This window comes from Cryobacterium sp. TMT1-2-1 (assembly GCF_004403955.1).
In the GTDB taxonomy this organism is placed as follows: domain Bacteria; phylum Actinomycetota; class Actinomycetes; order Actinomycetales; family Microbacteriaceae; genus Cryobacterium; species Cryobacterium psychrotolerans.
In genome coordinates, this window is record NZ_SOHC01000023.1 from 45934 (window position 1) to 71188 (window position 25255).

The 25255-nt window shown below is 63.2% G+C and carries 17 protein-coding genes and 1 tRNA gene; 10 read left to right on the forward strand and 8 right to left on the reverse strand.

The window, feature by feature from the left end:
- The first annotated feature begins 34 nt into the window (after nucleotides 1–34).
- The 3 genes from E3T33_RS03760 (at nucleotide 35) to E3T33_RS03770 (ending at nucleotide 7429) form a co-directional block, all read left to right on the forward strand.
- Entirely contained in the window at nucleotides 35–1846 is a 1812-nt protein-coding gene (locus E3T33_RS03760) for an alpha/beta hydrolase (RefSeq protein ID WP_134574776.1), read from the forward strand.
- Between the two features lie 519 nt (nucleotides 1847–2365).
- Nucleotides 2366–6472 (forward strand): hypothetical protein, encoded by a 4107-nt coding sequence (locus E3T33_RS03765; protein ID WP_134574777.1) that lies wholly within the window; start codon nucleotides 2366–2368, stop codon nucleotides 6470–6472.
- A gap of 237 nt (nucleotides 6473–6709) precedes the next feature.
- Complete coding sequence (locus E3T33_RS03770) at nucleotides 6710–7429, forward strand: hypothetical protein (protein ID WP_134574778.1); 720 nt, start codon at nucleotides 6710–6712, stop codon at nucleotides 7427–7429.
- A gap of 147 nt (nucleotides 7430–7576) precedes the next feature.
- Here E3T33_RS03770 and E3T33_RS03775 read toward each other — a convergent pair whose 3' ends face one another.
- Nucleotides 7577–7948, reverse strand: coding sequence for a hypothetical protein (locus E3T33_RS03775; RefSeq protein ID WP_134574779.1), 372 nt, complete (start codon nucleotides 7946–7948; stop codon nucleotides 7577–7579).
- Between the two features lie 278 nt (nucleotides 7949–8226).
- Here E3T33_RS03775 and E3T33_RS03780 point away from each other — a divergent pair, with 278 nt between their 5' ends.
- The 4 genes from E3T33_RS03780 to E3T33_RS15515 all read left to right on the forward strand — a co-directional run bounded on the left by E3T33_RS03780 (nucleotide 8227) and on the right by E3T33_RS15515 (nucleotide 12867).
- Nucleotides 8227–10329 (forward strand): DUF262 and DUF1524 domain-containing protein, encoded by a 2103-nt coding sequence (locus E3T33_RS03780; protein ID WP_134574780.1) that lies wholly within the window; start codon nucleotides 8227–8229, stop codon nucleotides 10327–10329.
- A gap of 400 nt (nucleotides 10330–10729) precedes the next feature.
- On the forward strand, nucleotides 10730–11053 hold the full coding sequence (locus tag E3T33_RS03785) for a hypothetical protein (RefSeq protein WP_134574781.1): 324 nt from the start codon (nucleotides 10730–10732) through the stop codon (nucleotides 11051–11053).
- Between the two features lie 172 nt (nucleotides 11054–11225).
- The gene (locus E3T33_RS03790) at nucleotides 11226–11765 is read left to right on the forward strand and encodes a hypothetical protein (RefSeq protein ID WP_134574782.1); all 540 of its coding nucleotides are present in this window, start codon (nucleotides 11226–11228) and stop codon (nucleotides 11763–11765) included.
- A gap of 832 nt (nucleotides 11766–12597) precedes the next feature.
- Nucleotides 12598–12867 (forward strand): hypothetical protein, encoded by a 270-nt coding sequence (locus tag E3T33_RS15515; protein WP_241982812.1) that lies wholly within the window; start codon nucleotides 12598–12600, stop codon nucleotides 12865–12867.
- An 83-nt stretch (nucleotides 12868–12950) separates the two neighbouring features.
- On the opposite strand, the gene E3T33_RS03800 is transcribed toward E3T33_RS15515, so the two are convergent.
- The 5 genes from E3T33_RS03800 to E3T33_RS03820 form a co-directional block, all read right to left on the reverse strand.
- A complete protein-coding gene (locus tag E3T33_RS03800) occupies nucleotides 12951–13397 on the reverse strand; it encodes a hypothetical protein (protein WP_134574784.1) in 447 nt (148 codons plus the stop codon).
- A gap of 101 nt (nucleotides 13398–13498) precedes the next feature.
- Nucleotides 13499–16687, reverse strand: a complete 3189-nt coding sequence (locus E3T33_RS03805) for a type I restriction endonuclease subunit R (RefSeq protein ID WP_134574785.1) — start codon at nucleotides 16685–16687, stop codon at nucleotides 13499–13501.
- Entirely contained in the window at nucleotides 16687–17787 is a 1101-nt protein-coding gene (locus E3T33_RS03810; protein WP_134574786.1) for a restriction endonuclease subunit S, read from the reverse strand. Before E3T33_RS03810 ends, E3T33_RS03805 begins: the two co-directional genes overlap by 1 nt.
- Nucleotides 17784–19400 (reverse strand): class I SAM-dependent DNA methyltransferase, encoded by a 1617-nt coding sequence (locus E3T33_RS03815; protein WP_134574787.1) that lies wholly within the window; start codon nucleotides 19398–19400, stop codon nucleotides 17784–17786. Before E3T33_RS03815 ends, E3T33_RS03810 begins: the two co-directional genes overlap by 4 nt.
- Complete coding sequence (locus E3T33_RS03820; protein ID WP_134574788.1) at nucleotides 19400–21487, reverse strand: hypothetical protein; 2088 nt, start codon at nucleotides 21485–21487, stop codon at nucleotides 19400–19402. The genes E3T33_RS03815 and E3T33_RS03820 overlap by 1 nt, the downstream gene beginning before the upstream one ends.
- 251 nt (nucleotides 21488–21738) lie before the next feature.
- Between E3T33_RS03820 and E3T33_RS03825 the strand changes: the two genes are divergently transcribed.
- The 3 genes from E3T33_RS03825 (at nucleotide 21739) to E3T33_RS03835 (ending at nucleotide 23595) form a co-directional block, all read left to right on the forward strand.
- The gene (locus tag E3T33_RS03825) at nucleotides 21739–22272 is read left to right on the forward strand and encodes a hypothetical protein (RefSeq protein ID WP_134574789.1); all 534 of its coding nucleotides are present in this window, start codon (nucleotides 21739–21741) and stop codon (nucleotides 22270–22272) included.
- 68 nt (nucleotides 22273–22340) lie between these two features.
- Nucleotides 22341–23414: a TM2 domain-containing protein gene (locus tag E3T33_RS03830; protein ID WP_134574790.1), complete on the forward strand. Its 1074-nt coding sequence runs from the start codon at nucleotides 22341–22343 to the stop codon at nucleotides 23412–23414.
- Between the two features lie 104 nt (nucleotides 23415–23518).
- Nucleotides 23519–23595: transfer RNA gene (locus tag E3T33_RS03835), tRNA-Pro, on the forward strand.
- A gap of 312 nt (nucleotides 23596–23907) precedes the next feature.
- Here the strand turns inward: E3T33_RS03835 and E3T33_RS15170 are convergent.
- Together E3T33_RS15170 and E3T33_RS03850 are read right to left on the reverse strand one after the other, a co-directional pair.
- Nucleotides 23908–24516, reverse strand: a complete 609-nt coding sequence (locus E3T33_RS15170) for a hypothetical protein (protein WP_166784384.1) — start codon at nucleotides 24514–24516, stop codon at nucleotides 23908–23910.
- Nucleotides 24503–25072 (reverse strand): sigma-70 family RNA polymerase sigma factor, encoded by a 570-nt coding sequence (locus E3T33_RS03850; protein WP_134574793.1) that lies wholly within the window; start codon nucleotides 25070–25072, stop codon nucleotides 24503–24505. The genes E3T33_RS15170 and E3T33_RS03850 overlap by 14 nt, the downstream gene beginning before the upstream one ends.
- Nucleotides 25073–25255 lie beyond the last annotated feature (183 nt).

The following is a 25255-nucleotide window of genomic DNA, read 5'->3' on the forward strand; positions in this document are numbered from 1 at the left end:
GAATGCCGAAGGGCGGCGCGGACTGGGGGCTCCTTTGTCGAACGAACCGATTCTGCTGTTCTTACATGGGGTTGGGGACGGCGATCAGGACGACAAGTGGAAGATCGCTGTGGCAGAGGCACTGACCCGTCTGGGATACCCCGATCTGAACACAGTGCGAGTGATCGCGCCGAAGTATGCGCACGCACTGAAGGGCTGGGACGACAAAGTCCCGCTGCCGGGTGTGACGATCAAGCAGCCTCCCCGTGAGGCTGCCAAGACGAACCGCCGAGACTTCGAGCGCCGTATGGGAGCAGTCGAGTTCAGACTCGGCCGTCATGATCGCGGCAATGGCCAGCTGGGTATTGACGCCGCTATCGGTGTCGCCTTCGGACTTCCTTTCTTCAAGCAGGCGCAGAACTACCTCAAGAATCCTGAGATTCGCGCGCAAGTCCTGCACCGTATCCTCACGAAGCTGCCCGAGTCAGGGAGGCTTGTGATCGTGGGCCATAGCCTGGGTTCCGTGATCGCCGCCGACCTCGTTCGCCGCTTGCCGGTTGGGCTCGAGGTTGCCGGCATGGTGACCATTGGGAGCCCTTTGGCGAATGGAAGCTTCGATTTTGACAAGCTGCGGGAGACGCTCAAAGAACCGCCGACGAACCTGGCATGGTGGGTGAACTTCTGGAACGCCCCCGATCTCGTGGCCGCCCATCGTGGTGTGTCATCCGTCTTCCCTTGGATGGTCGATTTTCGGATTGACACGAAGAAGGTGGGGGCCCAGGCCCACGCAGCGGCGGGGTACCTCTCCAACGAGGCGGTGGCGACCGCCATTGGCTTCGCGCTGTTCGGGTCCAGGTCAAAGGAGCTTGCGGCCATCGACAAGGGTCTGGACATCCCCGTGGACGACATAGAAAACATGGCCCTTGTGGCGCTGCGGTACGCGCACCTCATGAAGATGAGACTAGAAGGCGACCAACAGGATCGCTTCGCCGGTGCACTTCGACACGTGCAAGCGGCCGTCGTCGACGGCGCTAGGAGACGAAACGACAGCGAGGACAGAAAGCACAGAGGAATGCCGTCCGCGGTTGCACGCCTCGCCTTCGACCTGTCCGATCCGCAGGCCACTGTGCCCGAGCCACTCCCGAGCAGCCATATCGCAAAGGACCGGGCTGTCGTCCTGTTGACGATCCTCGCGGCAGAGAACGTCATCCGACCTTTCGAGATCTCGATCTCGAAAGACAAGTGGCAGGATGCCATGCAGGATCTCACCGCCGAGATGGGATTGGGAGCCCAGTACGGCGCCGACGTATTCGCGGCCGCCAAACTTGCGCAGGAGGCATTGAGCGGTGGCCGCGTGAACTGGCTGAAGTGGGGTGCACTCGGTGTCGGCGCCGCCCTGATTGTCGTGGTGACCGGTGGCCTTGCGCTTGCGGCTGGTGCCGGTCTTGCCGGAGCGGCAGTGATCACCAGCGCGCTGGCGGCATTTGGGCCTGGCGGCATGATGGGGGGCCTTTTGACGGCTGGCACCCTCCTTACTGCGGGTGGCAGCGGCCTCGCCCTCGGCCTGGCCAGCCCCGGAACCACCGCGGCAACTCTCGAAGCGGTTGTTGAACGCCAGCTGGCGGCGGCAATTCTGCGGCATAGTCAACACCTCGAGCAGGACCCATCCGCCTGGAGAGTTCTGGCCGAAACCGAGATCGAGGTCCGGCGTGAATTTGAGCGGCTCGACGAGTTCTCGGACGAATCGGCGCCGGCGCTCAAAGAACTGAAGCGGAAGATCGAGACCATCGAGCGCGCGATGAAGTATCTGAAAGATAACGGCCTCGAGCCAGACGTTTTCCGCAACATTCCCGACCAGACGGATTGAAGCGGCGAGCAGCAGGCGCAGTGCTGAGCGAACCAGCCTCGGGCGGGACGGCCTGCCGACCGCGCGAGACGCTGCCGAGCCGGCCGATCGCTCGCATCGATGCTCACCCGTGAGCACGGCTGGTACTTGCAGGCCGATAAGAGCGGTTATGACAGCAGGTCCGAAACCCGCCAATCCCGGCCCCTAGGCGACTCTGCGCCGAGCCCGGGAAGAAGTGAATTCGCCGCGGGCGCTTCCTCCTCACGATCTCGATGGATCACCACAATCCTGGCGCCATCGTGTTCCTTCAGCGAGGCGAGCCACCCACCAAGATAGCGGCACGAAATCCGGGACGGTTCAATCTGTTCCAACTCGTAAACCGCGCACCCTCCGACCTCCGGTCCTAGCCGACTCCGGCGTGAAGAACTCCGCCGGAGCGCCAGAGGGTTGAGCCGGCGGCGACCGGGTCAGAGCGACCCCGCCGAAATCAGGCCGACAGTGCGACGCTGACTGGCGTCGATACGGCCGTACTCTTTCAATGTGAGCCCGCATCCATCAAACCCAACTCGCTTGGTCGAGCGCTTCTTCGTTCCATTCGGCGGCAGTTTCACTTATGACGCCGGAGGTTGGTTGACTAATCCCGATTCCACCACGGCCTTCTTCTCGCTCCAGAACGCCGACGTCATGCGGTCAACCGATTTTGACCCGGCAGAGTCGGTTGTAATTCTGGGTGAACCCGGTATGGGTAAGTCTGCCGCTCTCGCTTCACTTCAGCACGATCGAAGTGAGATTGACATGGATCGGAGCGTGCTCCGGGTCGACCTCGCCAACTACACTGCGGAGGGACGACTAGTAGCCGACGTGCTCGAGGGCACTGTCGTGTCTTCTTGGTTGGAGGGCGAAGGATCGCTATCGCTGTACTTGGACAGCCTTGACGAGGCCCACGCAAACATCCCCGGCTTGACAAGGCTCATCGCCACCTACATCGAGCGTTGGCCACGCGAACGGTTGTGGGTCGGGCTCAGTTGCCGGACCGCAGACTGGCCCACATCACTAGGCGTTCGACTGAGCCAACAGTTGGGCGGCCTCAGCGTACTCGAGCTACTTCCATTGAGAAGGGTAGATGCCCTCCGCCTGGCGCCCCAGGGCTCCGACCCCGAAGCCTTCATCCAAACCATTGAAGCTGCCAACGCCGTCGCTCTCGCTTCACGCCCCCTGACTCTCAACCTTCTTGGGCGCACATACGCGCATCACGGCGGGCTTCCATCGAGCGGCGCTGAATTGTACGAGCTCGGCCTGTCGGTGCTGTGTGACGAAAACGATCAAGAACGAAGAGACACATCCGGCCGACCACGAGTATCGGAACTGATGTCCGCGGCGTCCTGGCTGGCAGCCCTATCCCAGCTGGGCACTAGAGCTAGTTTCTGGCGAGGACCGCTCGCCGAAGCTGAGACCTCAGACCTGACGGAGAACGATTGGCTTCAGCCAGGTCTCCTTGTTACTGCAGATCAAGTCGATCGAGCACTGCGAACCGGCCTCTTCAGCGGGCGTGGCGCACTCCGACTTGGATGGGCCCACGCCACGTTTGCTGAGTACCTGACCGCACGATGGATTCACACAACTTCGCTGACCGATGAGCAGGTATCTTCACTCCTGGTCGCCGAAGACGGATCGATTTTCCCTCAGGCGCAACAGATTGCCGCTTGGCTCGTGGCCCGCGATCCGCCACGCTTCGGGTGGCTCGTTCGACGAGATCCGTCTTCCTTTCTTCTGAACGTGGACATTCCGGACCCGTCACTACGCGCGGAAGCCGTTCGAAGTCTGCTCGATCTTGCGCGGACGGGCAACCTGATACACGACTGGTCGCAGGACTTTAGGGGCCTGTCCCACAACGGGCTGGTGGGGCAACTTGAGTCTGTACTCACCGACCCAACAGACCAGGCCCAACAAATAGCGATCGACATCGCACGTGGAGCCCGCGCGATAGGGCTCATTCCAGCCCTCGCACGTGTTGTGAACGACGAATCACGCGAGTTTCAGATCCGAGTGTCGGCGGCGATGGCGGTCTACTCATTCCGAGACGTGGCGACCACTGAGCTTCTAGCAGACATCGCCCGGTCACGCAGTGGCGCGGGAGACGACAGCGAGTTGCGCGGGGCCGCGCTGCTTACCTCGTGGCCACACGCGGTTCGTACGGCCGAAGTCTTTCAGCTCATCGAGGTTCACTTCCCTCGCAACTATCACGGCATCTACTCGATGTTCCTCGACGCCTTCAGCGCGGGTCTGAACGAAGCGGACCTAGCTGCTGGCCGCGCTTGGCTCGACACCCTCGGCAGCGGCGTGAGTGATTCACGTCTGTCACCGGTAGTGCGATCGCTTTTCGAGCTAGCAGTGCAACATCTCGAGCGGCCAGAAGTGGTAGAGACAATCGCCAATATCGTGCGGCGGACTATGCGCGATGGCGAGTCGCCGCTTGCGGTCTTTGGGGAATCGATAAGCCTTTCAGACAATCAACGTCGGGCGATAGCCATGGAGCTGTTCAAGACAGCCGGTGACGACGAGGTCTTACGAATCGCAACCCTCTTCGGCCGAGGTCTCATCGACTGGCGTGATTTTGATTGGCTACTGGAGCAGCACGAGACAGCGGACTCGGAACTCAAGCCGAACCTGATTCGCGCTCTTGAGAACGTCTTTTCGCCTGACAATCCGACTCACGCCAACTCGCTGCTCTCGCTTCCACCAGAGCATCCGATCTCAGAACGATTCTCATATTGGCGCACATCAGTGAACCTTGATTCCGAGATCGCGACTACTGCTCGCCAGAGAATCGCGGACCTCAGAGAGCTGCGCGAGATGCGTGCTCCGGCGATTGACAACATCAACGAGCGGATCGCGGAGCACATCCTGCTTGCTCGAGCTGGAGACCTCTTTTCGTTCTGGCAGGCGTGCACGCTGATGACCATCACACCTGGCACGACCTTGTCGAATGAGTTCGTGCCGGACCTCACGTCGCTGCCGCGCTGGGCGACTCTCGAGCAAGCAACGAAGGACGGGTTCGTCGCTGCAGCCGAGACCTACTTGCGAGACGGTTCCTGTGAGCCGGACCAGTGGCTGGGTCAGGGACTGTATTGGAGGAAAGCGCAGGCCGGTTATCGGGCCATGTTGCTTCTGAACGAATACCTTCCTGCTCGATTGGATCTTCTTCCGCCTCAGGTTTGGAGGGAGTGGGCACCGATCATTGTGGAATGGCCAATGGCCATTGGCGGCACCACCACTGAGGACAAGGAACGGCTGCTCAACCTGGCCCTACCCCACGCTCGCGAGGCGATGACCGAGGTCCTGGTCGTGTTGTTGCGAACCGCCTCTGAAGCTGGCCAGCATCCTGGGCGACGCGAGGAGATGCGGCTTCTCTGGTCACCGATGTTATCGGCACGACTGCGGGAATTGCTTCCGGATGTGGAACCGCTTGTCGAAGAAGAAATCCTGGATGCTTTTGCGAGATTCGAACCAGACGCGCTTGCTGAGTTGTTGATGGGGCGGCTATCAAACGACGCTATCGCCGCGTCACGCGAAAGAGCGGTTCACGCCCTCGCACGTCTCTTGCAGTTCCGAGCTCAAAGTGCGTGGTCCCGCGTGTCCGAACTCCTCGTAGAAGACGCCGAGCTGGTGAAGGACGCATGCCTCAAGAGATGCTCCGTGCACGAAGAGAGCCCTCCCGACCTTTCTGCCGAGGGCTTAGCGACTATGTACCTGTGGCTAGAACAACACTTTCCGAGCGACACCGATCCCACCTTTGATGATGTACATCCTGTGGGCGCTCGCGAGACGCTCGGCGAGTGGCGCGATTCGATCGTAAGAGCCCTAGTCAGCCGAGGTTCAGCTAGCTCGGTCCGTCAAGTCGAACGAATCGCTGAGGCGCTTCCCAATCACGGATGGCTTCGCCGATCTGTCATTGCTGCACGAGCCAATCGACGACTGGAACAGTGGGAATCGTTGACGCCTAAACAGCTCTTGGAGCTTGCCGAGTCGACCCACAATCACCTTGTGCGGTCAGCACGCGACCTGATGGATCTCAGCCTGTCCGTTTTGGGACTTGTACAGGCGCGAATCCAAGGCGACACTCCGGATTCGCCCCTTCTTTGGGATACCGCGTCGCAACAGCCAAAGTCAGAAGATGAAGTTTCCGACTATCTGAGAAACCGAATGAACGACTTCTTCGCCTCACGTGGGGCAGTTGTCAACCGCGAGGTCCAAGCTCGAAGGATTCGCCCATCAGGTATTGGCGAAAGGGTTGATCTCAGAATCGACGCATTCTCAGAGGGAGCGACGAGCGCCGAAAGACCAGTCCTAACTCTGGTGGGTGAAGTCAAGGGCTGCTGGAATACCGACCTTGAAACCTCCATAGAGTCGCAGTTAGCGGATCGGTACATGGCGGATCACGGCTCCTCCCTCGGGCTTTACATCGTGATCTGGTTCAGTACTGAAGAGTGGAACACATCGGACTCACGTAGAGCCGTTGCCGCCAGACGAACACGTGCCGAAGTGTCGGCGGCATTGAACGAGCGAGCTGACGCGCTCCGTCTACGCGGCAGGGACATCAGAATTGTGCATTTGGACGCGTCCATTCGAAGACCAGAACCCGACTAGCCGTCGAATCGCGGGCAGCACTGTGAACCGTCCCTGGTTTCCTGCCGCTGTCTTTCTGGTGAAAGGATTCGGTTACTCCCAAGAAACACCCAACAGAGGTTCGCTGGCGAGCGGTTCGTATGACCCTGGATCGTGCCGATCCCGAGTGGAAAACGCAGTCACCGCGGCCACACGGGCAAAACACCCGGCATCAGAAGAGACATGACGGTCCGGATTCGTTCAACTAGGGTTTCCAGCATGAATCAGCTGCCGGTGATCGATACTGCTTTCGATGTCCGCTCGGATGCTGGCGGCCGGGACCCCGACCAACACAGTCCGACATTGCGGCGCTATCATCAGCTCCTGTGGAGCAAACCGCTGCCCAGCGGCGCACTCCTCACCTTGGACGCGTCCAGACCGGGAGAGTACCTGCATCATCGCTCCGATCTCGGGGAATTCTTCCTGGCCAGCGACACGATCATCCACACGTTCGCGTCTTGGATTCGGATGGCCGACATCATCGCTCAGGTGGACGCCGAGGACCGAGCGGCGTTCCATCGCATCGGTCGCACGATCGGCGGGACGATTGTCTTCCCGGGCAATCGGATCGATGGGAAGCCGACGATCAATGGTGCGCGCGGCATGCATCCGCGGATTCGCGATCGATTCGACCTGACACTCGAATGCATCCGCCGCCACTACGAAGGCGCACCCAGCCCGCTCGCCGAAACGCTGCTCCGGTACGCGGACTTCTTTCGCCTGTTCGAGGACTTCCGGGGGTACGTGGACTTTTTCTTCCTGCAGGACCTGGTCAGCGACGACTATTCGGCCGTCGAGTTCTTCACCCCGTTCGACAACTTCACCACACCGGCTCTGCCAGGAATCCTCGCAGCCTACGAGCACTACCGGGCGCAGACCGTCGGGTTCGTCCAGGCGAGAAACGGCCGGATCGCGGACAGCCTCGAATTACCCTCTTGAGGCGAACGCGGGGCTCCCAGCTGATTTGCGCCGTTATGTCCGCAGGTCCGAAACCCGCCAGGGAGGGCGTCGCTCGCTCGCAGGGCGCGAAGAAAGGAATGATCGGTAGTCCTCTGGCCATGCTCCGTCGGTTGAGATCGACTGGGATCAGTAGCAGTAATCACATGGCCCACTGATCGGCAGGACGATGCCACATTCCGGGCACGGATCGCCCTCGGTATTGCCGATCTGTACGGAGTCGCCTTCACGGATCCGGTTGACCGGCAATTCTTTCCAGTAGCGCTTGCCGAGCTCGTTCTGCAGGCCTGCCATGTACCCGTAGTGAATCGACACAATCGGTCCGCCATCCTCTCGAACGAGCCCGATGTAGCCGCTTCGGGGAGGCGTATATATCCGGGCAATCTCGATTTCGGCGACGATCTGCCGAATCACGTCCAAATTCGCCGTCGGCCACCAAGGAAACTGGCGCAACGCGTCCTCAAGGCTGGCGTATTCTCGGCGCTTCAGGCTGTCTGACATTGCGCTCCCGTCACGGTCGCAGCTTTGACGACCACATCGAATCTACCGGTGCGCTAACTCACCGTCGTTCTGCACTGGGGGCACGTTTCCGCCCGATCACGCGGTACGTAGGCACGATGGCTCGGCACCGGGGACACCACGGCTCCGTCAGGAGAGACCACGCTGGCGCCCTGCTCCTGGCTTCATACCAGAGCGATGCTCAGAAGTGCAGGTCCTCACCAGATTGTCGATAGTTTGGTCCTAATGGACTTGGCGCTGGCGCCGTGAACGGAGTGCACTTGAAGGCCGTCGATACTCATCTTCTGACATTGCTCAAGAAGAGCAATCAGTTCGAGGTACCCATCTACCAGCGCGCGTACGCCTGGACAGATGCGGAGTGCGAACAACTGTGGCGCGACATAATTCGGGCTGGCAGTAGCGACAAACTCGGTGCGCATTTCACCGGGTCCGTCGTGCATGTGGAGAAAGCGACGGGACCGCTGACTGAGGCGGAACCGAACCTGATTATCGACGGGCAGCAGCGCGTCACCACAGTGACCTTGATTCTGACGGCGCTCGCCCATGCGCTGGCCCAACTTCCGCCCGAAGCGCAACAACCACTCGACGGCTTCTCACCGAAGAAGATACGCGGCCGCTACCTACTGAATGACGACGAGGATGGAGAACGGCGCTTCAAGCTGCTGCTTTCACAGGGCGACAAAGAAACGCTGAAGGCGATCGTTCAGGGCTTTGAGCCCCCTGCTGGCAGCACCAGTCGGGTGGCGGAGAATTTCAGGTTCTTTCAACAGAAATTCACCAACTCAAAGTTGGACCTGGCGACAGTGTGCATCGGGCTCTCCAAGCTGACTGTTGTCGACATACGGCTAGAACTGAACATGGACCATCCACAATTGGTCTTCGAAGCCATGAACTCAACAGGGAAACGACTCTCCCAGGCGGACCTGATCAGGAACTTCGTCCTGATGGACTTGCCGCCCCGCGAGCAGGAACGCCTCTACGAGCAGTACTGGCGCCCCATGGAGTTGGACTTCGGACAGTCCGCGTACGAGTCGCAGTTTGACCAGTTCGTTCGCCACTTCCTCACCGTCGTGACAGGAAACATCCCTCGCCTCGACGACATCTACGACTCTTTCAAGGACTACGCCGCGATCCTGGCCAAGGACGGGGACTCGATAGAAACCCGCGTCATTGAGCTTCGCGCCTACTCCAAGCGATACTGCGCGATTGCGCTTGGCAAGGAACCCCAGAAGGCGCTCAGACGAGCGTTCAAAAACCTTGATCAAATCAAGGCTGACGTCGTGTTCCCCTTCTTGCTTGAGCTGTACAGCGACTACGAGCTCGGATCCGTTACGGAAGCTGAAGTTCTCGAGATCGTCGACCTCGTCACGTCCTACATCTTCCGGCGTGCCGTTGTGCGCGTTCCTACGAACTCGCTCAACACGACGTTTGCGACCTTCGGAAAGTCACTACGTAAAGACAAGTACGTCGAAAGCGTGAAAGCTCACTTCCTCGGGATGGCAGGCTACCGGCGGTTCCCGACAGACAGGGAGTTCTCCGATGAACTCAGAATCTCGGACCTGTACAACTTCAAGAGGCGATCGTATTTCCTCAGGATGATGGAGAACTTCGGCCGCAAAGAGCTCGTATCCGTGGAGGATTACACGATTGAACACATCCTGCCGCAGAACGAAAATCTGCGCGCGCAGTGGCGACATGATCTTGGGGACGGCTGGCAGGACATCCAAGCCAAGTACCTGCACACCCTCGGCAACTTGACCCTGACCGGCTACAACTCTGAATACTCCGATCGTGCATTCCTCGACAAACGCGATATGGACGGGGGCTTCCGCGATAGTCCTTTGCGTCTCAATAACGGCCTCGGCCTGTTGGTCGTCTGGAATGCCGAAGCAATCGAAACGCGTGCAGCGGTACTCGCCGCTGAAGCAGTCCAAATCTGGAGACGACCTGTCCTCTCACCCGGAACTATCGCCGGCTACCAGGAGCCGAGACCCGACACTGGATTCACAATCAAAGATCACCCGAAGCTCTTGCCCGGTATTCGTCGTAACCTCTTCGAGCAGTTGAGCTCGGAAGTACTCGCACTTGATCCAGCGGTGACTCGGCACTTTCTCAAGCTTTACGTAGCGTTCAAAACCGAAACCAACTTCCTGGACGTCGTCCCGCAGGTCGCGCGCCTGCGATTGAGCCTGGCCATTCCGCTCGAATCCCTCAGCGATGATCGCGGCCTCGCCTACGACGTCAGGGGCAAAGGCCATTGGGGCAATGGACCGTCTGAGGTGACGTTGAATGAAGAGTCGGACTTCGCCTATGTCATGGGTCTCGTTCGGCAGGCGTACGAGTATCAGATGGGAGGAGACTGACTGGTGTGCCGCGGTCGGCAAGGCCTTCTGTAGCCGACGTCACATGAGAGCAACTGTCTCCGGTTTGGTTATTTAGCGCGCACAACAAATCCGCCAGAGGCAGGCCCGAAGGACGCTTATGACAGCACGGCCGAAACCCGCCAAGCCCGGACGGCGACCTCTGGGTGCCCCAACGGAGCCCGAAACAGTTAAAATGTGCCTCGCGCTTGCAGATGGACCACCACAGACGGGTGCGCTGATAGGAGGCATGCGCCCTTCGATTCCCATCATGCTGACGAGCTTGGGGTGCCCGCTCAGGCCCGTCTTCAGCACCATGCCCTTGTCTCGAAACGGTGGCCGCCGGTAGAGTGGGGTCTTCGCCGTAGGGGCGAAATTCACGCAATAGCCTGTAGGAGGCAACATGAAGAGTCTGAGCACCATCGCACAGCGACTCGCGGACGAGATCCGCACTCAAGACTGGGCCGACGCGCACAGTCGCGCGGACGGCGCCCGTCACAATCGCGCTGTCGACCGCAAGGGCGGCGAACAACTCAGTCCGGACGAGACGGAAGTCGTGCGGATGAACGTCATCTGGGTGGTCGCCCAAGCTCTGGCAGAGGACGACCCCAACTTCAGCATCCGCGCGTTCGCCAAAGCCGCCGGCGCCACCGATAAGTGGCTCTACAACAAGGACGGCCGACCGAACCGCGGTATCGAAGCGGGCCTGCGCGCGACCGCCGAGTAGACCGTACGCGTCCCGCACCGCCAGAGTGACGGCGCTCAGCGAAATACCCCAGAACTGGGGAGTTTCAGTGAGCGCCGTCACTTCGCAATCCCAGCAGTTCCGCAGATATTGAGCGAACGCATCAAGGCTCTGCCGATCACTTGATGTCGCCTCGCGTCGATACGCTATCGACATGTCTGAAATCACTGGAGCCGCCATCGGTGCACTCGCCGTAATCTGCATCCCGCTCATTGCTTGGTTCAGCCGTCGCGCAACTCCAGAAGGGCGCCTGACCCTTCGCGTTGAGAGACTGGGCAACGTCTACGCGCTGATGCCTGAGTCCCAGGAAAAGGAGACGTTTAGACAGCACCTCACGGGTGCGATAAGCAATTTAAATACTTGGCTCGATCCCGATGCGCGAAAACGTCGAAGGGTCATCCAAGGGGCCGCGGTTTCTGTCTATCTGGTCGGCGTTGTCTTGGCCATGTGGGTCATCAATTCAGTTGACGAAAATGTGAAACCTTGGGTCAGCCCGATTCTCGGAGCGGCTCTCGGCGTAGCGATCTCGGGAGTTGCCATCGTGATGGCTCTCCTTCTAGAACGAAGCGCGCGAAGAAAGGCGGGTAAATCGACGAAGGCAGCGGAGGAAGCCGCCACCGCTTTGCGAATTGAAGCTTTGAAAATGGGCGTGCCAGTTCGTGGCCAGTCAATCGACGTTGGGCAACGAGCATGACGAACACCAACCAGCACATCCGGGACTGCTGGCGGTTCACTGATTCCTGCGGCCATGTTCCGAAAGCCGGCCGATAAGGGTGCTTATGTCCGGTTGGCTGTTGCCTTCAGCGTGACCCTACCGTGGAGATGTTCGTTCAACTTCCGTGCTCGGCGATTCGCCCAAGCACACGTTCGGCGTGTGCCGTAGCCTCCAGCGAGGTCCCGAACGTGATGGAGTCTGCACCCACGTTGCGCCAGCTTCGTGCAGGCAAGCATTTGTCCAGGGAGAAACGGTGGGCCCCGCGCGGCGCCGGTTCGACTGACGCGCGCCATCCAGTGCCGTCCCCAAGGGAGGTGCCCGTCCAATGAGCAGGGCTGGCACCGGGAATCGCAGGAGCCCATGACACCGCCGGTCGCACCTTTTCCAAGGCATGACGAAATTCGGCCGCACTTTGATACCGCGCTCCCGGCTTGACGCTTAGTGCTTTGCGGATGACTTTTCTCAGCGGCGCGTGCACATGGCGGAGCCACAGGTTTCGGTCCGGGAATGTACCGGCGACGATTGCGGCTTGGATCTCGCTTGGGGCAATGCCTGACTGCTTGAGGACGGAGTCACCGTTCAAGAGCCTGTACGCAGTAATCCCCAACCCATAGACATCGCCAACAGGTGTGTCAATTCCTGCGACGGTTCCCACCGCGTCGGGAGGCAAGTGCATTACGTAGCTCCACGGCGGGATGCCCGACGTCGCACCTCTCCGGCAGGCCAGCCCAAAGTCGCTCACTTTGACCGCTCCGCTTCCGTCCAGCATGAGATTGGCCGGCTTGAGATCTCGGTGTAGTAGACCGCGAGCGTGCAGGTGTTCCACTCCTCGGCACGATTCCTCCATCAGTCGAACAACGTCACCGACGGCTACAGCCGCTCCCTGGTATCGATCTTCTACGCTGCCCTCCGGCAAGTACTCCATACGAATGACTGGTACTCCCGCGACTTCGTCCGCCGAATACACCTCGACTACATTGGGATGCTTGGCTGCCACCATCGCCTGAGCCTCCGCGTGGACATCGGCGCCCGGGGTGAGCCGGAGTGGATTCAAATACTTGGAGGCGCACTCACGTCCTAGTGCGTCATCGGACTCCAACCACACCTCACCGAAGTAGCCCGACCCCAAGCGCCTGATTCGTGAGTACGACACGACTCGGACGCCTAGACTGCGAACTGCGCTACGGCGACTACGAGCTGATCGCGTCGAGTCTTGGCCGAAGCGGAGACACATGGAACCAGTTCGATGGCAGCCTCCGCGACTGCTTTACTCTTCCCGAAAGAGCTTCGAACTGTAGCGCTCTTGAAACTCTTTACCGGCACGTTGAGTTCAGCCAACGTGGCTTGAGCAACACCGTCCATTTCCGCTCTGCCGAAATTTGGCGCACCCGACGGTCCGGACTCAGCCAACCGCAACGATGCACGATCAACGCCCTGCCGTGCCAGAACCTCGATTAGCTCTCGCCGCAACCAGGCGAGTTGTCCTGCCCGATCACCTAAAGGCGCAGAAAGTTCCTTGAAGTCCAGCACAGCGGCGTCAGCCCGTGCATTCCCTTCGACGATCACCCAGCCAAAGGTATCCTTGCCGTTCTTGATGCCGATCACCTTCACAGCCCTGCGCTCCTTTCAAGAACAGTTGACATGAGGTACGTGGATGCAGACCTCAACAGCGATTCTGTGCGAGACGATCTCGGCAGCTCCATGCTGGCCATCTATGCTGCTCGCTCTTCGCTGTACCGCGGCGCCATCGACTCCATCTGCTCCATCACGAGCTTGATGGCCACAGGCTGGCGATCGGGTGGATAGCCGTACTTGACGAGCAGGCGTTTGATCGAGGAGCGCAGCTTGGCTCGCACGTCGTCGCGCACGGTCCAGTCGGTGCGCACATCGCGGCGCATGACGGCCACCAGCTCGCGGGCGATCTCGGCCAGCACGCCCTCGCCCTGCACCTCGACGGCTGACTCGTTCTGTGCCACCGCGTCATAGAACGCCAGCTCGTCGTGGTTCAGCGGCGGTGCGAAGCCGGCGCCCCGGTTCGCCTCCGCGGCGACCTCGCGGGCCAGGGCCACGAGTTCGGCGATCACTTCTGCAGAGGTCAACTGCTGGTTCGTGTACTTGGTCATCAGCTCGGTGATCCGGTCCGAAAAGGCGCGCTGGCGCACGAGGTTGTTGCGCGTTGAGCGCGCAGACTCCTCAGTCAGCAGCTTGCGCAGCGCCTCGATTGCAAGCTGCGGGTTGCGGGCTTGCTGCGTCTTGGCGATGAACGCCGGGCTGAGGTCGTCGAGCGTCGGCTTCGGCATGCCGGCCGCCTCGTAGATGTCGAGCACCCCGCCCGTTGACGTGGCGGATGCGATCAGCTCGCCGAGAAGGCGCTGCACGTCTTCCGGCACCGGCTCTCCCCTGGCCTGCCGGTCGGCGGCGTCGAACTTGGCCATCCAGACGCGCACTTCTTCGTACAGCTGGATCTCGGGCCGACGCTCCTCAAGTTCCTGCGACCCGGCACCCGAACACAGCGCCCACGCCCGGGACAGCTGCCCCGAATAGCGCCGATACGCGGCCGCCAGGGTCTCCCCGCCTTCCTCAACCTGGTTGCCCGGCGTCGCAGCATCCCGCAGGTAGTTGACCGAACCGGTCACCGCGTTCAGGTAGCGCTTCGGCCCGCCCGTGGCGAGCTGCGCCTTCCAGTCGTACCCGGCGAGCATCCCGCGCAACGTGTCGACGAGTTCCAGCGTGAGCACGATGGCGTCGTCGACGGAACGCCCGATCGGCTTCCTGTCCTGGTCAGTCTTCGTGTATTCGCTCAGCGCCTTGGCCAGGTTGTCGGCGAGCGGCGCGTACGCGACGAGCAGCCCGTCCTCCTTGCCGCGGAACGTGCGGTTCACCCGCGCGAGCGTCTGCATCAGCAGCGCGCCCTTCAGCGGCCGGTCGAGGTAGAGCGTGTGCAGCGGCGGCGAGTCGTACCCGGTGAGCATCATGTCCTTGACGATCACCAGCTGCAGCTCGTCGTCGACGTCTTTCAGTCGACCCTTGATCACGGCGTTGGCCGAATCGCGGCGCACGTGGTCGGAGACCGGCGGCTGGTCCGCAGCGGTTCCCGAGTAGACGACCTTGATCACTCCCTTGTCGAGCTCGTCGGAGTGCCAGTCCGGCCGCAGCGCCACGAGCGCCGAGTACAGGTTCGCGCAGATCTCGCGTGTTCCGCCGACGATCATCGCCTTCCCGGGCGCCTCGATGAACTTGGTCATCTGGCCGCTCCGGTTCTCCCAGTGCGCCACGATGTCCTCGGCGAGCGCGGCGATGCGCTCCGGTGCGCCGTACACGGCGTTCACGACGGCGACGGATGCCTCGATCCGCGCCCGTTCGGTGTCGTCGAGCCCCACGGTGGCCTCATCCGCGGCCTCGTCGAGTGTCTCCTCCGTGACATCCGTCGCCAGGTTCACCTTGATCAGGCGCGGCTCGAAGTACACCGGCACCGTGGCGCCGTCGTCGACGGCGCGGGAGAGGTCGTAGATGTCGATGTACTCGCCGAACACCTCGCGGGTGTTGCGGTCGTCGAAGGAGATGGGCGTACCGGTGAAGGCGATCAGGGTGGCGTGCGGGAGGGCGTCGCGCAGGTGGCGGGCGTAGCCGTCGAGGTCATCGTAGTGGCTGCGGTGCGCCTCGTCGACGACCACGATGATGTTGCGCCGGTCGGAGAGCAGCGGATGCTCCGCGCCGGCCTGCTTCTCGGCCTCGCTGCGGCCGAACTTCTGCAGCGTCGTGAAGTAGATGCCGCCGGTGGTGCGGTTGCTGAGCTCGTCGCGCAGCTCGCTCCGCCGCCGGACCTGCCGGGGCTTCTCCGGCAGCAGCAGGCTCGCCGAGAACGTCTCGTAGAGCTGCCCGTCGAGCTCGTTGCGGTCGGTGATCACAACGACCGTGGGGTTCTTCAGTTTCGGATGCCGCGACACCAGGTTGGTGTAGAGCTCCATCTCCATCGACTTGCCAGAGCCCTGGGTGTGCCAGACGACGCCGGCCTTGCCGTTACTCTCCACCGCCTGCACCGTGCTGCCCACGGCCTTGGTGACGGCGAAGTACTGGTGCGGCTTGGCGATGCGCTTGGCAAGGCCGTCGGACCCGCCGTCGAACGCGGTGAAGGAGCGCAGCAGCTGCAGGAACCGTTCCTGGTTGTACAGGCCGAGCAGCGCGATCTCCATGCCCGTGGTCGCGTCCCAGTCGTTCGTGTCGCCGGGCTTCACCGGGGCGCCGTCGTCGTCGACGTTCCACGGCGAGAAGTGGTTGAGCGGCGTGAACGGGGTGCCGTACTTGGCGAGGATCCCGTCGCTGGCCAGCGTGAACACGCAGAACCGGAACGCCATCGGGAACTCGCGCAGGTACGTTTGCAGCTGCGCGTGCGCCGCGGCGACATCCGCCGCCTCGTTCCCGGCCTTCTTCAGCTCCACGATGCTCACCGGCATGCCGTTGCAATACAGCACGAGGTCGAAGCGCCGCTTGTAGTCGCCGCGGATTAGCGTGACCTGGTTCACCGCAAGCCAGTCATTCTCCGACGGCTCGGCGCTAACCAGACGGATGGTCGGATTCACCTCGGTGCCGTCGTCGCCGATGTAGCTCAGCCGGAACCCGTCGATCAGGTAGTCGTGGATGCGCTGGTTCTCGGTGATCGCGTCCTGCGACTTGGGCGACGCGATCTCGGCGAGGGCCTGCAGCAGGTACTCCCCCGGAACCGTCGGGTTCAGCCGCCGCAGCGCAACCAGCAACCGCGGGCGGATGAGCAACTCATCCCAACTGTCCCGCTCCCCGCTGCCTGGCGCAATCTGCTCGCCCGCCGTCGGCTGCCAGCCCAGCGGTTCGCTGAGTAGCTCGAGCGCCACCTGCTCCCACTCCGCTTCCGAAAATCCCGCCATCAGAGCACCCCCTCCAATACCTTTTCTGCGTCCTTCACCCGAAGCTTGCCAGACATGAGCTGCGGTAGGAGTGCGTCGCGGGTTGCGGCGAGGGTGCGATTTTCCCGCAAATGACTCTGAACCGCATCTCGAACCGCCGAAACTTCCGCGCTAAATCTTCTCGCCGCAGTTAGCCCGGGCCAAGGCACTTCGACCGACCCAAGGTCCTTCCAACTCGTTCTCGGCATTCGGGTTCCTTCGCTTGCAGATGTAACGTCGCGCACGACCGCATCGCTTGAAACCGCCGCCAGCGCGAAGCCGTCCAGCTCTCGATGTATAGGAGACAGTACGAGGACGTCCGTCGAACAGACTCCCCCGTGCGGGGCCGCCACCACCTTGTGAAAATAGGGACGAAGCTTTCCGAAGAGCAGATCGCCGTGCTCGAATCGGTTCTTCGGGCTCGTGACATCACCAGCGCTCCCCACCTCCGCTAGCCACATGCTTCGGCGCGGGACATGCTCGAGTCCCACATAGAGAGTCTCTGCGGCCAAAAGGCCGGGGCTCACTTGATCCCGCCTATTCGACACAACCTCGGCAATGGGCTTTCGCTCCGCCGCCCCGAACAACAGGGCATCGAGACTGGTACGCACCCATTCGTCCGCTACCTGGGCGAGGTCGGTGTTGGCAGCAATCTTGTCGTCAAGTGTCCCCAACACCTCCGCAATCGCCAGCCGCTGATCCGCGTTCGGTGGCGTGAAGAGAATCGACCCCAGTACCTTCTGATTCAGAAGTGGCTGCCCAGATCCCGAACTGCGTCCATTGAGGTCGAGGGTGCCTAGGGCGAAATACCAGTAGCGCGCGTCACGACCAGCTTTCGGCGTGCACACGATGGCGTTATCAGTCACCCATGCGCTCCCCTGTGAATAGGAGAGACTGCCACAGTAAGAACCCACTCGTCCGATGACAACCATCGGGCCCTCGGCATTGGTCTCAAAGCTACGGCCGATACGCCCGTTTGACCCAAATACCGGGTAGTCACCGGAGTCGTCACGTTCCGGTGACGTCTTTCCATTGCGAAAGTTCAAGTAACAGTCAAGTGTCGACGCTTGAGGCAGGGTCATGAAACCCTTCCAAGCTGCTCGCGAACGACCTCCGCAAGCTTTTCCGATTCATCGAACAGTGCGAACAGCTCCTCACTCAGCCGCGCGATCTTGTCGTTGACCGGCTCGCCGTCATCCTCCACGTCAGCGACGCCGACGTAACGGCCGGGGCTGAGCGCGTAGTCCGCGGCATTGATCTCGGTCAGAGCCGCGGAGTAGGCGAACCCGGGTTCGTCTAAGTAGGTGAGAGCGGCATCCGTTGCCGATTTGGTGCCGCGCCACGCGTGATAGGTGCCGGCGATCTTGGCGATGTCCTTGTCGGAGAGCGCCCGCTCGGCCCGGTCGACCATGTGGCCGAGGTTGCGGGCGTCGATGAAGAGCACTTGGCCGGTGCGGTCGATGCTGCCGTACTCGCCGGCGGTCTTGTCCTTGGCGAAGAACCAGGTGCAGACCGGGATTGCTGTGCTGCGGAAGAGTTGGGTGGGCAGCGCGATCATGCAAGAGACGAGGTCGGCCTCGACCAGCTGGGCGCGGATCTCGCCCTCGCCGCCGGAGTTCGACGACATTGAGCCGTTGGCCATCACCACGCCGGCGCTGCCGCCGGGGGCGAGCTTGGAGATGATGTGCTGGATCCACGCGTAGTTGGCGTTGCCGGCTGGGGGCACGCCGTACTTCCACCGCGGGTCGCTCTCGCTGCGAGCCCAGTCCTTAATGTTGAAGGGCGGGTTGGCCATGATGAAGTCGGCCTGCAGGTCGGGGTGCTGGTCGCGGGCGAAGGTGTCGCCCCAGCGGCTGGCGAGGTTGCCGTTCAGTCCGTGTATGGCGAGGTTCATCTTGGCCATCCGCCAGGTGCGTTCGTTGAGCTCCTGCCCGTAGACGGAGATGTTTGAGCCTTCCTGTTGGTGCGCCTCGAGGAACTTCTCGGTCTGCACGAACATGCCGCCCGAGCCGCAGCACGGGTCGTACACGCGGCCGTGTGAGGGTTCGAGCACTTCGACGAGCACGCGGACGACGCCGGCGGGCGTGTAGAACTCGCCGCCGCGCTTGCCCTCGGCGTGCGCGAACTTCTCCAGGAAGTATTCGTACACCTCGCCGAGGATGTCGCGCGCCTTCGTGGCGCCGTGGCCGGTGAAGCGGGCCGAGTTGAGCAGATCGAGCAGCTCACCGATTCGGCGCTGATCGACGTTGTCGCGGTTGTAGATGCGCGGCAGTGAACCGGCGAGGGCGGAGTTGTCGGCGGAGATGAGGTCCATTGCCTCGTCGATGAGCAGGCCGATCGACTTTGGCGCCTCCCCTGGGGCGGCCGGCAGGCCCTTCGCGTTCTCGGCGAGGTAGCTCCAGCGGGCGCGGGCGGCCACCCAGAACACGCCCCGGCCGGTGTACTCGTCGACGTCGTCGATGAGCTGACCGATCTGGTCTTCGTTGAGGCCGTCGGCCTCGAGCTCGGTGCGGATCTGCTCCCGCCGCTCGTCGAAGGCGTCGGACACGTACTTGAGGAAGACGAGCCCCAGGATGACGTCCTTGTACTGCGAGGCATCCATCGAGCCGCGCAGTTTGTCGGCGGCCTTCCAGAGGGTGTCCTTCAGCTCTTTCATCGTCGACGGCAGCGCGGCGACCTTTGTCTTCGGGGGCACTAGGAGGTTCCTTCCAATGGAGCGAGTGATTCTGAGTCGAGAGTGAGTGTGAGGGTCCCTGCGGCAACTCCGGCCATGACCAAGGTGTTGAGTTCGTCGAGCTGGGCGAGGCGATCGCGCGTCTGCTCGTGCTCCAACCGTATCGAGGCCATGACCCCGGCGAGCGCGGCGCGCTGCCGGTGGTGCACCCGGCGCAGCTGCCACCGCCGCCACCGCCGGTGGCCCGCGGGCAGCGCCGTGATGTCGGCGGCAAGCATCTCGCTGACGAGCCCGTTGGGGTCGTCTCGGTTGATCCGCAGGATCCGCGCCGGGAAGGCGACCACGGAGGTCCCCTCCGCGTCGACGATCGCGGCGACGCGGGGTGCGGTGCAGAAGACGACGTCGCCGGGCTCGGTCACCCGGCCCGCGGAATAGCCGGCCGCAAAGCGGAGCCGGTCAATGCGGCGTCGCCCGAGCGGGTGCTCGCCGAGAACCTCGGCGGGGGCGATGATGCGGATGCCCGCGGCCTGGGCCTGGTCCTCGACGATGTCGCTCGCCTCGAGGCGGTTGCCGGCGATGTACCGGAGGTGTCCGGCCGCCATGAGCTGTTCGACGGTTCCAGTGGCGGCTGTGCCGGCTCGGCTGGTCGGTTCGATGGCGATCCGGGCCAGGCTCGGGGCATCCGTCACAGGGCCCGCGTAGGCCAAAGCCCCCAGGAGCTCCTCGACGCGCACGGCGAGCGCGGCGCCCTGCGGTGCTGACGCATGAGTAACGGTCCTCGCCCCCGCCACGAGAGAGTCTCGAGTCGCAAGAAGTGTGCGCGTCGGCACGACCTGCGCGAAGCGGAAGGAGTGCGCACGCACCGTGGCGCGATCACCGAGCGCGGCGACGAGGTCGCTCACGAGGTCGGCGATCACCGCGGGCCCCAGGCTGATCGTGGTGAGGTCCGCGACCATGGCCCAGCGCTCGGCCAGTTCCACGTGGGCGTAAGCGGGCCCCAGCACCCACAGTGCCTGGTGCTGCTGGGGCTTGTGCGAGAGCAAGCCGGCCGGCAGGCGCACGATCGCTCGCACGCGACCCGACCGCAGAATCGTGGAACGCAGCTCGTCGGCGTCACGGGTAAGGCCCGCGTCAGTCAGCACGGATGCCGGCGCCATGATCACCCCCAGCTGTGCGTTGTCCATCTGCAGAACGATCTGGTCGATCGCCGCGAGGATCTCGGCGGGGGTCATGGCGGCGTTGTGCGCCGGGGGGAACTGGGTGGCGTGCACGGCATGACCCGCGACCGCGAAGCCCCCGGAATCTTGGACCTCGAGGCCCGCGCGCGTGATGCGGTGAACGAGCAGTCGTCGCCGCAGCAGCCGCGCGACGTCGCTGTCGCCGTTGGCGGTGAGTACAGCCAACTCCCCGGATGTTCCTTCGGCTGCGGCGCCAGCGATGGCCAGGACGATGTCACTCGCGCTGCCCGTCGGATCGACGAAGACGGGGTCGCCGGTCTGGGTAGCGGCGAGCGCCGCCGCAGTCCAGGCCATGAGAGCAAGACCGGGGCCGTTGAGTGCCGTATCGCCGAGGTCGCGCAGGTCGAGCCTGAACCGGTCGGCCAGGAGCCGCTCGAACGCTCCGGCCTCGCTGTAGGCGGCTTCTACGAGGACGTCGACGTAGGCCGCAAGTCGAGGCAGCGCGTCGCCGGCGCCTTCCACCTCTCGGTAGAGCATGTCGTCGTCGGGGTCGTGCTCGTCGGCGGTGTCGAGGAGATCGTCGGCGGAGAGGCTGCCGAGCGGAACGCCCGCGACGCTCCGCAGCGCGAGAAGAGCCGTGACGGCGCGAAACGTCGCTTCCGTGGCTTGGGCCGCACCGTCGAGAGCGCCGTGGGCCGCGGCATCCGCCGATGCCTCGGGGTTGTTGCCGCGATGGGTTGCGGTGAGCCAGTCCGCCACCTGACCGGCGGCGAACAGGTCCTGCCCTTGTCGACGAGTCACCGGGGCAGGAAACGGCGAATCGGTCCTGGCCGCACGGGTGCGCCACACCGAGACGACCGGGCGCTGCACTCGGGCGAGGGCCGCGATGTCGGACATCGTCATGAGGAGGGCGGGATCGATCATGCTCATTCGCGTCCCCCTTCTCGTCGTGTGAGTTCAGGCTAGGGCACGGCGCCTACGCTTCGGACACCATTTGCTGATAACCCCTGTTATCACGCCTCTTCCCGGTGAGGCCACTCGGTGCACCCTAGCTTGATGTTGCGCCTGGTTCTCCGGAAGGTCCGGGCGCTGGCAGGCGGCGAATGGTCGCCGGGGGGATCCGACCGCTCGTCGCCTGCCCCCACCACTCCCCCGCAAGCAAACGACCAGGAATGACGCACATGACAGAAAATGAGAACGGCGTTGCGACGGATGAAGCGACGGTTGCCCCGCCACCCGAGTCGGCAGCTGCACCTGCACCTGCACCTGCATCCGCGGCGGAGGGGCCGCCGGCGTTCACCCGCCGGGAGCTCCGGCTCGGCGCGACGGGAATGGGGCTCGGTCTCGTCGTCGGCATCGTCGGCTCGCTCCTCGTCGCATCCGTTGCCGGCGGCGTCGGATCGCTCGTGGCGCCCAGCCCGATGGCGGACGCCGCCACGGCGTGCGACGTCGAAACCAACTCCTGGATCGACGTCGGCGATGAAGGCCGAAGCATCTCGATGAAGAGCGAGGGCGAAGAGACGGAGGGCGCCGAGCTTTCCGACATCGTGTGCATCTTCGGGGAGCTCGACACCCCCGACAGTGTCATCAACCGCATGGACAGCACCCGCGCCCTCGACGGACGCCAGACCGCGACGTGGGATCAGTTCTCCGCGTCGTGGGGGTATCACCCGGACGACGGCCTCGACATCGTGATCGAGGTTGTGGACAAATGACCGGCACGGCCCCGCCGAACGACCAACACCGTAACCCCACGCACAGCCAACACAAGGAGAACAGCACAATGAGTGAGAACAACCAGCTTTCGACCCCGGCCGGCATCCCGAACGATCAGCGTGAGCAGCAGATCCCGCCGACTTACACCGCACCGCAGGGTTATTCGCCAGAGGGCCTCGGCAATGCGGTCGTGTCGGACAAGTCCTTCGTGGTCACCTGGCTGTTCGCGTGGCTGCTCGGGTTCTTCGCCGTGGACCGTTTCTACCTCGGCAAGGTCGGCACGGGCCTGCTCAAACTGTTCACTCTCTCCGGGTTCGGCATCTGGTGGCTCGTCGACCTGATCCTCGTTCTCGCAGGCGCCCAGCGGGACAAGCAGGGCCGGAAGCTCGCCGGGTACGACACCAACAAGAAGATCGCCTGGATCATCACGGCCGTCGGGATCGTGCTGTCCATGATCATCTCGGGTGTCACCAACGCGGCGAGCCCGAGCGACAGCCCGGCGGCCGTCGCCCCCCTGGAGAACGAGGATGCCCCGGCCCCCGCCGAGGAGGAACCCGCTGAAGAGGCGCCCGCGGAGGCAGCAACGGTCCAGTCCTGGGCGGACGACAGCTTCGGCACCTTCGCCCCGGTCACTCAGACGGGAACCGGCGACAACCTCGTCACCATCCCGGCCGGTGCAACGGCCGGAATCGTGACCGCCACGCACGACGGCGGCAGCAACTTCGCGATCTCGGTGCTCGACGCGTCGAATGCCTCCACCGGCCAGCTGCTGGTGAACACCATCGGCAGGTACACGGGGACGAGCGCCTTCGGCTTCAACTCCCTGGGAGACGGCACGACTCTTGAGATCTCGGCAGACGGAAAATGGAGCGTGACCATCGCTCCGATCTCCGCAGCACCAACGCTCCTCGCCTCGGGTGCCGGAGACCGAGTGTTCCTCTATGAAGGGCCCGCCGGGAAGCTCGCCGCCACACATGCGGGTTCCAGCAACTTCGCGGTGACCGAGCAGACTGGGGAGGACTTCAGCTTCGGTTTGCTCATCAACGAGATCGGCGCCTATTCGGGCACGGTCCCGCTCAGCTCCGGACCCTCGGTGATCGTGGTCAACGCCGGCGGCCAGTGGACGCTGAAGGCCGAATAACGACTGGGCACCCCAGAAGAGGTCTGCGGCACCCCCATGATGGCGGTAAGCTAGTCCAGTTGTCTCCCGCGTGTTTCTTCGTGAAACTGCAGTCGCTGGGACGGCGGGCTGTAGCGCAGCTTGGTAGCGCACCTGACTGGGGGTCAGGGGGTCGCAGGTTCAAATCCTGTCAGCCCGACCAAACAGAACAGAAACAGAAACAAGAAGAAATCGCTCCTGAGAATTCTCAGGAGCGATTTCTGTTTTCTGCGGCTTCCGCGTCCGTTCGTGACCTCGAATTGTTGCTGCGTGATGGTTGGGGCATACCCCGGGCCACGGCGACTCACGTTCGGTGTCCAGCACGTGATGCGAACTTCTCGCAAGTCAGACAAGCCTCACTTGCCGACGAGGATATGGGGAACGCCACCGCGGTCGCACAGACCGCCGTGGCCTTCCCCGACCAGATGGGACGATTCCACGCACTGTTCCCGTCAGCCGCTCTCGCGGGCGTGGATCAGCCAGGGAACGCTGCGTCATAGACCGCGCGGAGTTCGGCGCTGTCGGCCCCGGTGACGCCGCAACCGGTGATCGTTCCATTGACCGCGCCGACGAGGTAGCTCTGGCCGACCTCGAAGGGCACGCCCGAGAAGTCGGAGGTTATCGCGTCGACCTGCGTCACCTCCACACGGTCGGCAACGTCACCGGCGAAGCGCTCCGTGACCTCCAGCAGAACGGTGTCGCCCTGGATCTGCAGCACCGTCGCGGCGAACGCCTGCTCCTGCGCCGCGACGGTCGCCGGCTCGAGCACGAGGCAGCTGCCGCTCGCGAGGCCTCCGTCCATGGGAGGCTGCAGCGCCTCGACGGTGGGTTCCGGGCCGCGGAGGACGAGGGGCGCGACGATTGCGGCGGCGATGGCGAGGCCGGCGGCGACGCCGACCACCGGCATCCACCGCCGGAAGGCGGGTCGCGGCGCCTCGGGCGTGGCGGTCGTGGTGGGTGAGGATTGGTCGGTCATGATCTCCTCCATTCTGTGGTCGAGCCACGTCGGTGAGGCAGGGGGCAGCGCGCGGGCCGGATCGGCGGCGCGAAGCTGATCGCGCAGCGCACGGTCATCGTCGTGCATCTTCGCTCCCTTCGTCGTAAGGTACATGTCCGGTCGGGTTGCCGGATTTCAGTAGCTCCTGCTTGAGGCGCGCCTTCGCGCGGTGCAGCCGGATGGCCGCTGCGTTCGCGCTGATGCCGAGCACGACGGCAATCTGCGGGCTCGTCAACTCGTCCCACGCCCACAGCCGCAGGATCTCGGCATCGTCTCGACGCAGGCCGGCGAGGGCTGCGGTCACGCGGGCCGCATCGGCGGTGCCTTCATCGACGGTGGATGCTGCGGGGTTCTCGTCCGCAGCGGCCGGCGGCGGGTCGATGGCGATGATGCGGCCGATGAGACGGGCGCGGCGACGCTCGGCGCGTCGGGCGTTGCTGAGGCACTGTCGAGCGACGACGATCGCCCAGGGGAGGGCGTCGTCGGGCACCTCGTCGAGGCGGCGCCAGCACACCAGCAGGGTGTCGCCGATCACGTCGTCGGCCGTCGCGGCGTCGGTGCGGCGATACAGGTAGCGGCGCACGGGGTCGACGACGAGCGCGACGAGGTTGCGCATGCGCTTCTCGCGCTCGGTGTCGGTCACAACTCTCATACTGAGGCATGTCCGGCAAGGGCGCGGGGATTTCATGCGAGGTGCTCTCGCACCGTTCTCGACCATCGGGGGCTCGAGCAACGGTGCTGCGCGGGGCGGTGGAGCAGGCGCGGGCGCTGGGGGCGCGACCACCGGGGGCTCGATCACCGGGGGTGGCGACGGACGCAATGCGCC